This window comes from Bradyrhizobium sp. UFLA05-89, assembly GCF_059803475.1.
This window is the reverse complement of the sequence record NZ_JBANBA010000109.1, coordinates 1-14,727: the sequence shown is the minus strand read 5'-3', so window position 1 is coordinate 14,727 and position 14,727 is coordinate 1. Positions and strand designations below refer to the sequence as shown.

Sequence of the window (14,727 nt, the reverse complement as noted above, 5' to 3'; positions counted from 1 at the left end):
GAACCTCTCAATCAAGATCTTGCGCTCCGATTTCCCTGCCACAGCGCTTTCATCGTGCAGGACAGCGCCAGTTCTGAGGTCAATCCTTCCTTTCGTAATGAGTAGGTGTCCAGATGTATCCTTTAGGTGTATTACGTCAGACTCACCAATCTCTCGTAGTTCAATTCACCGAATTGCAGACCCTGCGAAATCGTGTGTTTGAAGCTGAGCAGCGAATGCTCGGTAGGCGCCGAGCAAACAGGCGACATGACGGTAAGGCTCACCTCAATCGACGGGCTCGCTCCGGCCGGCCCTAGCGCTTTCCGTAAGTATTAGCGCCCCCTCGGGACACCGATCACACTTGCCCGAGCCCGGCACGATCTGATAATCCCCTGCTCCTTTGGGGGTATCAGGTTGGGGACGATCTATGGAGATGCGCGACTGGGGAGCTATGCCTACGTCGGAGCTCTGGGAGTTCTTTGACGAGGTCACCAGTGTACTCAGTCGTAGAATGGCAGCGGAAAAAGCCAAGCTCGAGGAGCGACTGCGCAGGATCGAAGGCGGAGAGATCGATGCCCGGACCGAGCGCGTGCGCCGCCCCTACCCGCCGGTCCTTCAAAAATATCAAAATCCCAAGAATCCTGACGAAACCTGGTCAGGGCGCGGAAAGCAGCCACGCTGGTTGAGAGCCCAACTCCGAGCAGGCAAGAAGCTCGATGACCTATTGATCGCTCAACGGGGTGGAAGGCGCCGGCAGAAGGGGTGAGCCAACCAACCTTCGGCGTCAACACGGCAGCGCGGAGTATAAGGCGCGCTACCAGTGAAGTTGCTGTGCCGCATGGACATCATGCGACACCTATCCACTCTTCCGCAGCGGCTTGGTCAGCCGAGCAAGGAGAGGTGGGATACTCTTCCTGCCATAGTATCCAAAGTACCGTAGAAACTCCGGCTCTTCGAACGGAACGTCGTGATAGGCCCTCGACAACCATCTGCTCGCCGGGTCGCGCCCCCATTCCTGCGGGAACAGCGCCACTTCGTTCGCGATTTGATGATCGACCGGGGTGACGATAGGTTCGTTCGAGATGGCACCAAGCAGCGCCGATGGCAAATCAAGACCATCGAAACCCGGAAAATGATCGATTTGCGTAGCCCGGGGATTGACCTCTATTAGCTTTGCCTGCTGGGTGCCATCTTCCAGCACAAAGTCGAATCCATAGATGCCCGAGAGGTCGAGATGGCGCGCGATCGAGCGCGCAGTAGCAATCATCGCCTCTCCTTTCACGCGGCGAACCACACTTGCCACTCCGAAGTCACTGGTACGCTGCAAGACCTCGACGGCCGCCGAACCGCGAACATCGCCATGCCAGCAAGCCACGGTGCAGTTTGCAAGGCGTCCTGTAACAAACGATTGGACACAAATTTGACCCGTCGAAGACTTCTTGGTCGCCAGAAGGGCCTCGCTGTCGCCGTTCACCAAAAACGACTTTAGCCGACGCACCCAGCTCCTCTGAAGACGCATCCTGAGAAAACAAGGTACGATTTCGCTCGCCCTGCGAATCGCGATGACATCTTTGCCACCAGAACTACCGTCGAGCTTCAGGACAGCCGGAAGCCCGTGCTGCCGAACCCAGTTGAACAGGTCCCCAATAGAATCGATGGCCGCGGTTTGCGGGATGTGAACATCGGGCAACTGCGCAAGATTGGAGAGGAAGGAACGTCGGACAATGACGGGGTAAGAAAGCGGCGATCCCAGCGATGCTCTAATGAGCGACGCAATGCGCCGCATGTCGACCTCATTGGAGAGCGCTGACGCCTCGTCGTGCAATCTGTGAAGATGAGCGACAACGCGATCGTCACATGGCACAATCAGGTCTGGCTGCGATGCAACGATCGCGGCCTTGATCGAATCATGGGCCGAAGTCCTCCGATACTCGAATGTTCGATTTGGGGAATGCATCCGATGAACCGGGTGCCCCGATGGTGCAACGACGTCTACCGCAGAGCCTGCTTTCCGAAACGCAATCGCTAATCGCGCGACATTGGGCCACAACATGCTGTGCGCGAGAAGGACTCTTGCGGTCATTTCTCCGCCCACGCATCAAACTGCGGTATCGGGTAATTGCGTGATCGCAGGCGAGACCCCCGACTCAGGAACGGCGCCAGACGACGCGAGGCAAATCCAGCACCGAAAGCAAAGCGCAACATCGGTCCGAAGCTGTTTGCGGCGGCTGGCCCGGTGAAGAAGAGCCCCTTGATCGACGATTCAAAACGCGACGACAGCAACGGAGCCTGACCTGTGTGCGATAAGCGCGGCAGCAGTGAACCATCGAGATAGTCGAGGCGCCGGATGTCGACGCGATAACCTGTTGCGGCGATCACGTGATCCGCCTCCACGCAGGCGGTCTCGCCAGACCCGTCGCGCAACTCCAGACGGACGCATCCTCGGGAAATGGATGCATGCACCAGCTCGCGGCCGCTCAGCACAGGAACGTGACCGACAAACATGTCCTTCATCGGCCATCCTGCCGCCGGTCCCAGGTGGCGACGAACTACTTCCCGGCGGAAGTTGTCGGGCATGATACGAAAAAGCAGCGGCGCATCGGTACACATCCGCGACCTCAGACCCGGGCCTATACCAGAGCGGGGATGCCTGATGCGATGCCACAACGAACGATTTGTGTCGGACGGCGGGGTCGCGAACATCAGGTTTCGACGCCGGCAGATCAACGTGACGTCGCAACCGCGCGCCTTTAGGAGTGCCGAAAGATCGATCGCCGATGCACCTCCACCAATCACGGCAACGCGGCTGCCCGCGAAACGGCTGAGATCGCGATGATCATGGCTGTGCGAAACAATTTCTGAAGGGAACGCGTCAAGGGGGGGCGGCACATAGCGAAAATGGCCGACGCCTGTTGCCACCACGATGCGTCGGGCCCGCACCATCGCGCCATCCTCGCGGTTGAATGCGAACCCATTACCATGATGTCGAACCGAGCAGATCGTCGTTTCCTCCAGGTTTGGAGCGAAGCGCTTGGCGAACGCCATCCCGTAGTCGATGAAGGTCTTCAACTGGACAGGGATTCGATCGTCGCTGTATTCGATTGAGCGCTCCCGACAGAATCGCGACAGCGTCATTTCGTCCTGGGGATCGTAGAGATTGGAAGCGAAGCCGTCAGACTTCAGCAGCATACCTTCAGGCATGTGCCGCCGCCACAGCTCCATGGGACGCCCAAAAATCGCATGATCGACGCCCGCGGCGCGCAGATGGGCCGCGAGCGCCAGGCCGTAAGGGCCGGCACCGATAATTGCTACGTCAGTATCCATTGCGCTCACCACCGGTCATTCAAATCCACAGACCAATTCACCGCACATAGCCCAAATCGACCAACCAGAGCAGCAGCTCACACTTATGACGGTTGCTGCTTTTCGGTCTCGTCCTGCATGCGCACCTCCAGCGCTTGATCAATGGATGGCGCGATCGCTAGCGCCTGAGAGCGCGTGTCGCTGAGCTCCGACGGCCATAGGTCCACCGGCTCATTTGCTATTAGAGTAGAGATTTTTGCGCGCAGTGCCGGGGCGAGCCGTTCCAGGATCAGGTGCCGCTCCAAACGGATCTCGCGTTCGATAGCGTCCGAATAGAGCCAAAGCGCGTGAATCGTCTCGCGAGGAATTCTACATGGCACGTGTCCAAATTCGGTAACCGCCTGGACCAAGAGCGCCTTGCCATCCCATTCGACTTCGCCGACGAACTCGACCTCGCGGACACGCCCCATTTTTTTCTCTATATATCTATATAAATATTATTTCAGGAGTTATAGTATTAATTCCACCAATTAATGCAACTGCCAATTTTATTTAATACCCAGGCGGGAATACCTTGAAAAAAGCCTATCGATTTCAACTGCCGTTGCCGCCCAAACCCTTCCACGGAGTTAAGGCGACAAGAGGCGCTAGATCGTGACTGCTTCGGATAATCCTATTATTCACGATTCCGTATCGAGCCTCGCGAGGGAGCTGACGCGCGGTGAATTCTTTGCAGGCCTGTTTGCTCTTGGTTGTGCAAGTGGCCTTGCATCTCGTGTCATTCAGTCGGTGCACCGGCATGGATGGGTAGAGGCCACTCTTGGGACCTTTGAGATCAGTGTAGTCGTCTGGATATCGTGTGCCGTTGGAGTCTCTCTCGTACTTCAAGATCGAACGATCGGGATTCGTTCTTCAGAGCTCGTCCTGGGAGCAATCTTTGTCCTGCTCGTCCTCCTACCAATCGGTCCTCTTAGCTGGCTGGCGGTAACTGCGCTCAGCCTCTATGTCATCAACACCGCCCATGTGTCACCGTTGCGGCGCGGCGCTCTTATATTGCTCGCTACTACCGTGCCCATGCTTTGGAGCCGGCTGCTCTTTCAGTTTTTTGCCGAGCAGGTATTACGGATCGACGCATCGCTCGTTGGCTGGATCCTGCGCACGCATCGAACCGGGGATATCGTTGACTTCGTCGATGGCTCCGGCGTTCTGGTGATTCTTCCAGCGTGTTCTTCACTCGCAAACGTGTCGCTTGCACTTCTATGCTGGGTCGTCGTGAGCCAGTTAGTCAGCCACAAGAAATCTGCCTACGATCTATTCTGGCCTGTCATGGCGTGCATTTCCGTCGTGGTGGTTAATGTCACTCGCATAAGTTTCATGGGATTGAGCCAATGGCACTACGCGATGTTCCACAGCTCCTGGGGCGATGCGGTTGCGAACACGAGCATCCTGGGCCTGATACTCGGCTTCTGCGTGCTGGGGGTGAGACGTGAGCTCTTCCAGCGCATTTAGGTGGTCCATCGCGACCGTGCTTTTGCTCGCCGTTGGGTGGAAGATTGCGATTCCGTTCGAAGATCCTAGCCATTTAAGGGAGGATCTTGTCAGGTTTCTCGAACGAAACCACTTCAACGTCGTGGTAGCCGACGAAATGGCGGCGGCCGACATGCCGATCATCCGGGCAACGCGAGCGTCATGCCAACTGCAGGTCGCAAAACTAATTCCCGATGGATCGAACCGGAATCTCGTTCGACATCTTGCGGCAGGCGCGGATCGTTCGTTTGTCGTGTTCCGCGGCGAAGTGTACGCACAACAACCAATAGCCTGGACAGTGCTGCATTATCTATGGTCCAGATTTCTTCGCGAGCTGGGATTGATTAGACAGATTACTCCCGTCATCGACGTGGCGGAGGACCTGTCTTGCAATGCAGAACGGCTCCCATGGGCCGAACTTCAAGATCGTCCAGCCTGACACTGCGCTGAATCCTGGATATCGACGACAGTGGCGGTCAGACGCCGGGTCCGCCCGGCGTCATCTTGTCGCGGGCAAATCTCGGAAGAGATAGACCTAAGATTGATATTGACAGGTATTTAATTATGGTGACTATTAAATAAACGATACGAAATTTATTGACCTGGTCAGATAGTGACCACAGTCGAAAGGAAGAAAATATGACCATACCCGGATGGGTCCTTGCGATTTTCCTTGCAATGGCCGCAGCAGTGCCGGCCGGCGTCTATTTCACGGCTACACTGTTCTTTCCCCCTGACCAGACCTACACCTACGTCGGCCAGGGGACGGCCAGCGGCGCACCGGGGCCCCTCGCAGGCGCAGGGCTATCCTTCGCCGCGGTTGCCTATGGCGCCTACTGGATGGTCAAGCGCCGTCGGCGCAAACCGGACTAGGCGCCAATGTGATCGGCTCCGCGCGGCGGACACGGATAGTCGAATAGTCCAGCTCGTGGCACGCATGTGAGCGGTGCCACGGCGCCCCCCGGGGGCCCTGATTGAACCCCGACTTTTAAATACAGAGCTAGGCGTCGCGCCGATCAATCCCCACCATCCGCAGGCGTTGAAGCCCAAGAGTAACGAAGCTTCGGATTCGCCTGTCACGGGTTTCGAGTGCAGTCGCGTCTTCCGCAATCGCATCCGGCCCAGCCCCCAAGGCTCGACCGATGGGCTGAACCCAAAACTGAGGTCACCCGCACGAGCGGACTGATGCCGATCAAGCATCAGCGCTCCTTGAATGCGCGCCCAGCCTGATCTTGCAGCGGCTTGAGCAGGTAGGACAGCGCGGTCCGACCAGGGGTCTTGATGAAGACTTCGACCGGCATGCCGGGCAACAGTTTCGCCGACCCGAGCTTTTCCATCTCTTCCCGCCTCAGCGGGACGCGGCCTGTGTAGTAGCTCGTGCCGGTACGCTGGTCCTGCGTAATATCTGCCGAGACCATGCTGACCTCGCCGTCGATTTCCGGGGTCGTCTTCTGATTGAACGCCGCGAAGCGCATTGTCGCGGTCTGGCCCACATAGACCTGGTCGATATCGCGCGGTACGATTTTGACCTCGACGGCAAGCGAGTCGGCATCCGGCACGATAAGCATGATTTGCTCGCCGGGAGCGATCACACCGCCGACCGTATGAACGCTCAGCTCGTGGACTCGGCCGGATTGCGGTGCGCGGATGTCAATCCTATTCAACTGATCGACCGCCGCCGTCTTGCGCTCGGCAAGCTCGGAGAGTTTTGAGCGCGTTTCGATCAGATCCTTGCCAACTTCAGTCCGCAGGTCCTGGTCGATCTGAATAATCTGGAGTCCGATTTCCGCGATCTTGCCCTTCGACTGGGCGATTGCGCCTGCAAGCTGGCTGCGCTCGCCCTCGAGGCGGGCTGTATCGCGCTCGAGGGAATTGAGCCGGGTGATCGGCACCAGATTTTTCTGAAAGAGGCTGCGGACGCCCTCCAGCTCCTGGCGGATCAGAGTAACCTCTTTCTCCTTGGCCTCGGTCTGCCCGACAAAGCCCTTGATCTCGTTTTCCAGTTGCACGCTTTTCTCCTGCAACTGTGCCTTCTGTCCGCTTCTGGCCTGGCGGCGTAGGTCGAACAACGTACGCTCCGCAACAATCGCGCGGCTCGCTTCGGAATTGGTCTCCTTGGTCCGGTCGAGCAGCGCCTTGGGAAAGACGATCTGCTCGACGCCGTCGCGCTCGGTCTCGAGACGAGCCTGCCGCGCGAGCAACTCGTCAAGACTCTTGGTGACGATCGTCGCATTCGCGAGCGTCTGCGTCTCGTCCAGCCGGATCAGGATGTCGCCGGCATTGACCCGGTCACCCTCCCGCACGCGCAGCTCCCCGACGATCCCGCCGGTCGCGTGCTGAACCTTCTTCACACTGGAATCCACCACGACGACGCCTTGGGCGATGACGGCGCCTGACAGTTGAGTCGTCGTCGCCCAACCGCCGATGCCAAACGTGACGAAACCGAACATGATCGTACCGACAATCATGTAGCGTTGGATTGATTGCATGGCGGGCGCGACATCGAGCGTGACTTGGCTGGTCATCGGGCGCCCCCATGACCATCCGCAACCACCTTAAGCGGCACAGGATTCCGCAACACTCGCCTGAGAACCTCCTCTTTCTTGCCAAGAGACTGGACTCTACCGTCCCCGAGGCACAAGACGTGGTCCACGCCTTCCAGCGCTTTCGGACGATGCGCGACGACGACGACGATCCCACCGCGCCGGCGCACGTTCAGGATCGCCTCGGTCAGCGCCTCTTCACCCTCCGAGTCGAGATTCGAAGACGGCTCGTCGAGCACCACCAGGAACGGTTTGCCATAGAAGGCGCGCGCAAGACCGATGCGCTGCCGCTGACCTGCCGATAGCGCCGTCCCCCCCTCGCCGATCTTGGTGCTATAGCCATCCGGAAAAGAGAGAATGAGGTCGTGCGCGCCCGCAGCATGGGAAGCCTCCAGAACAGCGGCGGCCGTCGCCTGCGGGTCGAATCGCGCAATATTCATTGCAATGCTGCCGTCAAAGAGTTCAACGTCCTGAGGCAGGTAGCCGATGTGTTTGCCGAGGGCGTCGGAAGACCAGTGCTCGAGCGAAGCTTTGTCGAGCCTGATCCGGCCGCGAACACTTGGCCATACGCCGACCAGAGCCCGTGCCAGGGTCGACTTGCCTGATCCGCTCGGACCGATGATTCCGACCGCCTGCCCGCTCCGAAGCTGGAAAGATACATCACCAAGGGTGGGCCTCTCCGCATTTGGCGCGCCAACATAGAGATGCTCGACCGTGAGCGTTTCGACGGGAGCCGGAAGGGCCAAGCGCTCCTCTTCCGTGGGCAGAAGCTGGAGCAACTGGTCGAGCCGTTGTCCCGATTGACGCGCGGCCACGAAGCCCTTCCAGTTCGCAATTGCCATCTCGACGGGCGCGAGCGCTCGCGCCGTTAAGATCGATCCCGCGATGATGATGCCGGCCGTCGATTCCTGATTGATGACGAGGACGGCGCCGACGGCAAGCACCAGCGACTGCAGGATCGCCCGAAAGACCTTCGAAGCACCACCAAGGCCGCTTGCGACATCGCTGGCCCGTTCGTGGGCGGCGAGGTACCTCGCGTTCACATCCCGCCAACGCAAGGCCGCTTGCTGCCGCATGCCCATGGCCTGCAGCACTTCCGCATTTCGTCGCCCCTCGAGCGCCAACGCGCTGCGCGAGACCGCCAGACGCGAAGACGCCTTTGCCGGCCCGCGCGTTCGCGTTTCGGTGAGCATTGTAATGCCGACCAGCACCAATGCTCCGATCAGCGCAGTGATGCCGATCCAGAAGTGAAAGACGAAACAGACGCCGAGATAGATCGGCATCCATGGGAGATCAAACAGCGCCGTGGGTCCTCCGCCCGACAGGAAGCCACGAACCTGATCAAGATCCCGCAATGGCTGCAGGCCGTCACCGTCGGCCCTGGTCTTTAGAGGCAGGCGGACAAGCGCATCGAATATGCGAATGCTGAGCTTCTCATCGAGATAGCGGCCGACGCGTGCGCTGATCCTGCTCCTGACCAGATCAAGCCCGCCCTGGAAAAGATAAAGCACAGTCGCCAACGCCATTAATGCGATCAGCGTCGGTATGCTGCGGCCGGGAAGCACCCGATCATAGACCTGCAACATGAAAAACGAGCCGGTAAGCATCAACAGGTTGCTCATGCCGCTGAAGGCCGCGAGAGCCCAGAAAACTCGGCGGCAAGACCGCAGGAAAGCTGACATCTCCGACCGCGGCTCGTCATAGTCGTTAGCCGATCGCGGGAGACCGGGGAATAATCGTTGCCGCAAAGCTTCGACGAGGTGTTTCGCCGCGCCGATCGGCCCTTTCGTCCGCAGTTCGGCATCTTCCGCCCACTGCCGTGCGGCGGCCCAAAGCCTCGTCAGATGCGAAAGCTGAATTCGATAAAGGTTTGCAGGCAGGGGGATCACCCCCCACCGTTCAAAGTTTGTCATGGCACTCGCCCTTGAACCGTGCCTTATTTGACGATCCCCAAGAAGTAGATCCCCAAGGCAGATTTGAGTTTGATTTCCCTGTCGTCGAGCTACTGTTACGCGAGGTAGAAGTCAGGCCGTTTTTCGCGCCGAGCCTGATCAACTTGAGCGTGTCGCCTCCCGGTAAAAGCGCGACCTCATGGCCATCCCGCCATTTAATCTGCCCTACCAGTTTCTTCGACATGCACTCAGCTACGAAAGGCTGCTCGCAGAGCGTGATGTCGTGGCGATCTGTATCGAGTCCCCAACCACCTCATGGTTAATCGGTCGGCCTCACGTGCCGGTCGCCAGGGGCTTTTTTGGGACCAGATGGGGGCCGGGCCGAGGTTTTTTTGACCAGCACGCTTACGCACGGCACTGCAATAATAGCGCGATTCTCCTTTTAAATCGCTGCCAATTTCCCTGATGTCACGTCAGGTTGCGAAATTCAACACACCTGCATTACGCCACAGCCTCAGCCCACAGAAATCGGTGCTGAAACACTCTGCGAGTCCATCTGAGCGGGATAGAGACCACGGCACCGACTGTCACGCCGAATTTAATTCTATTTAATTTGCGTATGCTCGCGTTTTTTCGCGACGAGAGTCGTACGAGATGGACTTATTGGAGCACGGCTCGACACGCCAGGCTTGTCACGAGCGAGAATGGCGGTCGCGCGAAGCGTCGAATGGCTGCCTCGTCCAATCACGTACCGATTTCTGTCCCTTTGCTGCATCCGCGAACAGTGCGAGGCTGCTAGCGCGTATAGAGGCGCCAGAATGCAAGAAGGCGGGGGACCAGCCCCCGCCTTCCATAATCTCCACCGCAGATTGGTGGCTACTCCCTGTCGCTGACCTCTCGGCTACGCGAAATGGAAGTCGTGGCTGGTCAGCTTGTCGAGCTGCGTGTTTTTCAGCGTGAGAGTGTCGCTTCCCGCCGTGACAACGACATCATTGCCGGACTGCGCCGCATGGGAGAGAACACTCGCAAAGCTGTCGAACACACCCTTGCTGAACTGGACGGTGTCGTGAGCTGGGCCACTGGCGGCGAAGTCCTTGATGACATCGCTGCCGAAGTTCGAGGCAAACACAAAGGTATCCGCCCCTCCCTTCCCGACCATGACGTCGTTGCCAGTGGTGCCTGTCAGCGTATTGCTACGGCCCGTGCCAATGATCGCCTCGCCCGAGCTCGTCCCGACGGTATGGCCCGTCGTGTCGACCTGCTCTGCTGTAAAGGCATGAGTCTTGCCCGACAGGTCGGCGGTGTGGAAGCTCCACTTGCCGTCGGCTCCGGCCGTGACAGAACCGGCGGACGCCGTGCCGTCAAACAGCTTGATCTGGCTGTTGGGGTCGGCTGTCCCCTTGATCGTCGCGGTGTGATCCCAGTGCGAACGTATGTTGGTGACGTCAACCGTCGAGGTGCCGTGCGAGCCAATCGGCGGATCAATCGGCTGCGACATGGCGCTGGTGTTGCCGGCAACGTCGGTGGCCGAGGCAACGAACGTGTGCGATCCGGTTTGAAGGCCAGAGGTCGTCACACTGAAGTGTCCATCGGCACCAGTCGTCCCCGAGCCAAGCAGGGTCGTCCCCTCATAGACCTTGACGGTGCTGCCCGCCTCGGCCGTTCCGGTCACCGTCGCGCGATGATGGCTGATCGCATCGCTGAGCAGTACCGGAGCATCAGGCGCAGAGGTATCCACTGTCAGGGCGAGGGCAGCCGATTTTGCGCTGGTTGCACTGGAGACTGTGTCCGTGGCCGTGAAGGTGTGCTTGCCCTCAGGCAGCACCGCGGTTGTGTAGGACCACGCCCCCTTGGCGTCCGCCGTGACATGACCGATCTGGGTCTGTCCGTCGTAGACTTTTACCGTGCTCTTCGCCACCGCGGTCCCGGTCAATGTCACCGTATTATCGCTGGTGATGTGATCACCAACCGCGCCCGTGTCCTTCGAGAAGGAGCTGATTTTCGGCGCGGCAGGCAGATTTGAGCCAGAGCCAGAGCCGGAGCCAGAACCGGAGGATCCGCCGATGACGGGATTTACCGCCGCGGACGCGGCACTGACGTTTCCTGCGACGTCAGTCGCCTTGGCAGTCAGGACATGCGAACCGGTCGACAGCGCAGAGGTGGTTAAGCTCCACACGCCGCTCGAGTTGGTGGTCGCCGTTCCGACCGACGTCGTCCCGTCGTAGACCTTGACCGTGCTGTTCGCTTCTGCAGTCCCCGTCACTACCACTTGATGGGCGCTGTTGACCGTATTGCCGGTTATAGTCGGTGTCGGCGTCTGGGTGTCGACGGTGACCGCGAGCGCAGACGACGCCGCGCTGGTCTTGCCCGACGAGTTGGTCGCCGTCGCGGTGAGCGTATGCGTGGCGTCGGTCAGGACCTTGGTGATATAATCCCAGCTGCCCTTCGAGTCCGCAATCGTCGAGCCAATTTGGGTCTTGCCGTCGTAGATCTTGACCGTGCTGCCGGCAGCAGCAGTGCCCTTCAGCTCGAGCGTGTTGTCCTTGGTGATGTTATCGCCAACGACGCCGGTATCCGTGGAGAACGAGGCGATCTTCGGCGCGCCAGGCGCTGTCGTGCCCGACGACGAACCAGACGTACCAGAACCAGACGTGCCAGAACCAGACGTACCAGAACCGGACGTACCAGAACCGGACGAACCCGAACCGGAGGATCCAGAGCCAATGACGGGATCCACGGCCGACGAAGCGGCGCTCACGTTGCCAGCAGCATCGGTCGCCTTCGCCGTAAGAGTATGTGTCCCAGCCAACAGAGCAGAGGTCGTTACGCTCCACACCCCGCTCGAGTTCGTGGTGGCGGTGCCAACCTGCGTCGTTCCGTCATAGACCTTGATCGCGCTGTTCGCCTCAGCCTTCCCCGACAGCACGACCTGATTGGCGCTGTTGACCACATCGCTGGCAATCGTCGGCGCATCGGGCGCTTTGGTGTCAATGGTGACCGACAACGCCGCCGAGGTATCCGTGGTGGCACTGCTGGCCGCGGTTGCCGAGGCCGCGCCGGAACTGGGCACCAAATCCTGCACACTGTTGGACTGCACAAGCGGGACGCCCTTATCGGTGACGTTGCCGCTGTAAGTCTGCGCCGTCTCCGACTTACCCGCGGAGTAGCCATAGGTATACTGGGCGAAGACGTTGTTGGTTACGTGCGAGCCGCTGGCGTTGCCCTCAAAATAGAGGACATACGAGCCACCACTGAAGCGATTATTGCTGATGTCAAAGTTGACCGCATCCATAGTCGTGATGCAGGAATTAGCCGTGCTGTTATCCAAGTCGATGTTGTTGCCGCTGATGGTGGCATTCGAAGTCGTCGCAGCCCCAATGTTGCTACCGGGTACCTGGATCCCATCAATGTGGGGATCTGGGTTACCGTTGTTGCTAAACAGATTGTGAATATAATTGTTTTCGATCACGGCTCCATTTGCTTCCAGCCAAATTCCATTTTCAGAACCGCTTATATCGCAATTCTTGATAGTCGTATTGGCGCCCTGACCAGCGACACCATTTGGATTGATGTCGATGCTGTCGGTCGTATTTTTTCCAATCACCGTACAATGGTCGACAACGGCGCCGGTAGATGCCAGAGACAGGTTCCCAGTAATTTTACAGTCTACAAGCGTCACGTTCGGGGCGGTGATGACAACGTTGCCGGTGATATCAAGGCCGCTGATAACAGCGCCTGCTGTGCTGATCGTGATGTCGCCGGATGACTTGAGCGTCACGCCATCACGCACACCCGTTGTTGATGCATCGGGAAAGCCGGTGGTGGACGTGCCGGTGCCACCGCTGCTTGTCGCCGCCGTGAAGCTATGCGTGCCATCCGACAACGTACCGGTTGCGTAGCTCCACGCCCCGCTGGAATTGGTCGTCGTGCTGCCGAGCAGCGTCGACCCGTCATACACTTTCACCGTGCTATTGGCCGTCGCCGTGCCGCTCAGCAAGAGCGCGCTGTCGTTTGTGATGCCGTCGCCGACGGTGCCGCTGTCAGTCGTGAACTTGGTGATCGTAGTCAAATCTGTCTCCATGTGTGTCGCGCGTTGAGATCAAAGCCCTGCCTTTAACTCGGACTACGCACTCGCACTCAACGCTTATTACACTACGCTTTTTACGCTCTGCCCCCGCACCCATCCGCTTTCGATAGGCGCCTTCGCTCTGGTCTTTTTTAAGACCATCTTTTTCTTTTTTGGGACCATTCCTTGACTTTTTCGAAGTCCGGATTGACCGGCGAAAGACGCAATAAAAACGCACCTTTAATCCCGAATCACAATCGAATTTTACGGCATAAATTCGTTTTGGTGCGCGGAAAATCAACCCCGCCAGAGTTCGCCTGACCTACTTATCGTGCAAACACGCTCAAATCGAAAAAGATATGAAAGCGCGCTGACTGCGACGATCAGAAACCCTCGGGCTGCCGCATTTGACCATGTTCGCGAAGCAGAGGGGCGCTCATGATCGAGCCCCAAAGGGAGAAATGTCGAACAAGCCGTATTCAATGAATAAGAAGCGCAGCGAGCGCGTTTACAAGCGACAGCCGTCTCGCGCTAATGAAGGCCCCACTCTGGTTTGGCGCTCACGGCCCATGAAAGCGCCGCTATGCCACCCTGCTGGCTTTAAGCGGCAGGCATAGTCAAAAGAAATAATCTTTCGAACCGCTTTAAATCCAGACTCAAAAAAAATAAATCGAAATCAAGATTATTCGAATAGGCTTCGAGCCACTCGAATGCCGAGACACACTACTCGGCGTTACCCCCATTACCATTGTTATCTCAACGTTGCCCGGATTGGCGTCAGAGAAAAGCGGGCGCTGTAGGCATGCAGGGAACGCGCACGCGTTATCCATCATGCCCACACCGCCCGAGCCCGCGCACTTTACCCGCGCCAGACTTACCCTTGGTGCGCGCGTCGCCTGGCGCCTGAGGAACGCGCCGCTCTTCCGCGATGCCGCCGCGCCTCACGCCCGCCGGGGCGCTTCATGATTAGAGGGATCGCCACAACCGCTCGATGACACGTTGCCCAACCAGCTCCCACGGCGGTCCATCGAGATTGCAACGCCGGCGTCCATTAGCCCGTCGATGAAGGTTGCCGACGCAAACTGCGCGCCCTGGTTGGTGTTGAAATTTCTCCGGCCAGTAATGGCGCGCAAGCGCGTCATCGAGTGACGCTAGAACAGAACGACGCGTCCATCCGGGCCGTTTACGTCATTGGTTGCGTCTAACGGATGGGGAAATGTTTGAGCGAAGATAACGACTTTGCGCGATCCCTCCTGATTAGGGTCGTCTCTTGCACGCGAGGTATCACAAGTGAACAGCAACAGACACTGCGCCCACAGTTGTTGTGAACGATATAAAAGGTAACCCTCCGGTGCAGGCCGCGGGTTAGCTGCGTTTGGCGCGCTTGCCTGCCCATTTTTTGGCGAGGGCCTCAACT

The 14,727-nt window shown here is 58.5% G+C and carries 10 protein-coding genes; 4 read left to right on the top strand and 6 right to left on the bottom strand.

Translation table 11 applies throughout. The features are described 5' to 3' along the window. Nucleotides 1-406 precede the first annotated feature (406 nt). The gene (locus SO139_RS36845; RefSeq protein ID WP_449382027.1) at nt 407-745 is read left to right on the top strand and encodes an H-NS histone family protein; all 339 of its coding nucleotides are present in this window, start codon (nt 407-409) and stop codon (nt 743-745) included. A gap of 90 nt (nt 746-835) precedes the next feature. Here SO139_RS36845 and SO139_RS36840 read toward each other — a convergent pair whose 3' ends face one another. From SO139_RS36840 to SO139_RS36830, 3 genes are all read right to left on the bottom strand, one after another. Next, nucleotides 836-1,765, bottom strand: coding sequence for an ATP-grasp domain-containing protein (locus tag SO139_RS36840; protein WP_449382028.1), 930 nt, complete (start codon nt 1,763-1,765; stop codon nt 836-838). 293 nt (nt 1,766-2,058) lie between these two features. Continuing rightward, nucleotides 2,059-3,303 (bottom strand): NAD(P)-binding domain-containing protein, encoded by a 1,245-nt coding sequence (locus SO139_RS36835; RefSeq protein ID WP_449382029.1) that lies wholly within the window; start codon nt 3,301-3,303, stop codon nt 2,059-2,061. Nucleotides 3,304-3,386: 83 nt separating this feature from the next. Continuing rightward, entirely contained in the window at nt 3,387-3,752 is a 366-nt protein-coding gene (locus SO139_RS36830) for a hypothetical protein (protein WP_449382030.1), read from the bottom strand. A 184-nt stretch (nt 3,753-3,936) separates the two neighbouring features. Here SO139_RS36830 and SO139_RS36825 point away from each other — a divergent pair, with 184 nt between their 5' ends. The 3 genes from SO139_RS36825 (at nt 3,937) to SO139_RS36815 (ending at nt 5,682) form a co-directional block, all read left to right on the top strand. Then, nucleotides 3,937-4,791 carry a hypothetical protein gene (locus SO139_RS36825; protein WP_449382031.1) on the top strand — a complete coding sequence of 285 codons (855 nt, stop codon included), beginning with the start codon at nt 3,937-3,939 and terminating at the stop codon, nt 4,789-4,791. After that, nucleotides 4,769-5,248, top strand: a complete 480-nt coding sequence (locus SO139_RS36820) for a hypothetical protein (protein ID WP_449382032.1) — start codon at nt 4,769-4,771, stop codon at nt 5,246-5,248. Before SO139_RS36825 ends, SO139_RS36820 begins: the two co-directional genes overlap by 23 nt. Before the next feature lie 200 nt (nt 5,249-5,448). After that, nucleotides 5,449-5,682, top strand: a complete 234-nt coding sequence (locus SO139_RS36815) for a hypothetical protein (RefSeq protein ID WP_449382033.1) — start codon at nt 5,449-5,451, stop codon at nt 5,680-5,682. Nucleotides 5,683-6,008: 326 nt separating this feature from the next. On the opposite strand, the gene SO139_RS36810 is transcribed toward SO139_RS36815, so the two are convergent. From SO139_RS36810 to SO139_RS36800, 3 genes are all read right to left on the bottom strand, one after another. Continuing rightward, nucleotides 6,009-7,334, bottom strand: coding sequence for an HlyD family type I secretion periplasmic adaptor subunit (locus SO139_RS36810; protein ID WP_449382034.1), 1,326 nt, complete (start codon nt 7,332-7,334; stop codon nt 6,009-6,011). After that, nucleotides 7,331-9,034 (bottom strand): type I secretion system permease/ATPase, encoded by a 1,704-nt coding sequence (locus SO139_RS36805; protein WP_474803387.1) that lies wholly within the window; start codon nt 9,032-9,034, stop codon nt 7,331-7,333. The genes SO139_RS36810 and SO139_RS36805 overlap by 4 nt, the downstream gene beginning before the upstream one ends. Before the next feature lie 1,111 nt (nt 9,035-10,145). Then, on the bottom strand, nt 10,146-13,313 hold the full coding sequence (locus SO139_RS36800; protein ID WP_474803384.1) for an Ig-like domain-containing protein: 3,168 nt from the start codon (nt 13,311-13,313) through the stop codon (nt 10,146-10,148). Nucleotides 13,314-14,727: the final 1,414 nt, after the last annotated feature.

Excerpts from the sequence above, each read along its gene's own strand:
- SO139_RS36845 (WP_449382027.1), top strand. The coding sequence starts at position 407 with ATGGAGATGCGCGACTGGGGAGCTATGCCTACGTCGGAGCTCTGGGAG.
- SO139_RS36840 (WP_449382028.1), bottom strand. The coding sequence starts at position 1,765 with ATGCGGCGCATTGCGTCGCTCATTAGAGCATCGCTGGGATCGCCGCTT.
- SO139_RS36835 (WP_449382029.1), bottom strand. The coding sequence starts at position 3,303 with ATGGATACTGACGTAGCAATTATCGGTGCCGGCCCTTACGGCCTGGCG.
- SO139_RS36830 (WP_449382030.1), bottom strand. The coding sequence starts at position 3,752 with ATGGGGCGTGTCCGCGAGGTCGAGTTCGTCGGCGAAGTCGAATGGGAT.
- SO139_RS36815 (WP_449382033.1), top strand. The coding sequence starts at position 5,449 with ATGACCATACCCGGATGGGTCCTTGCGATTTTCCTTGCAATGGCCGCA.
- SO139_RS36810 (WP_449382034.1), bottom strand. The coding sequence starts at position 7,334 with ATGACCAGCCAAGTCACGCTCGATGTCGCGCCCGCCATGCAATCAATC.
- SO139_RS36805 (WP_474803387.1), bottom strand. The coding sequence starts at position 9,034 with ATGTCAGCTTTCCTGCGGTCTTGCCGCCGAGTTTTCTGGGCTCTCGCG.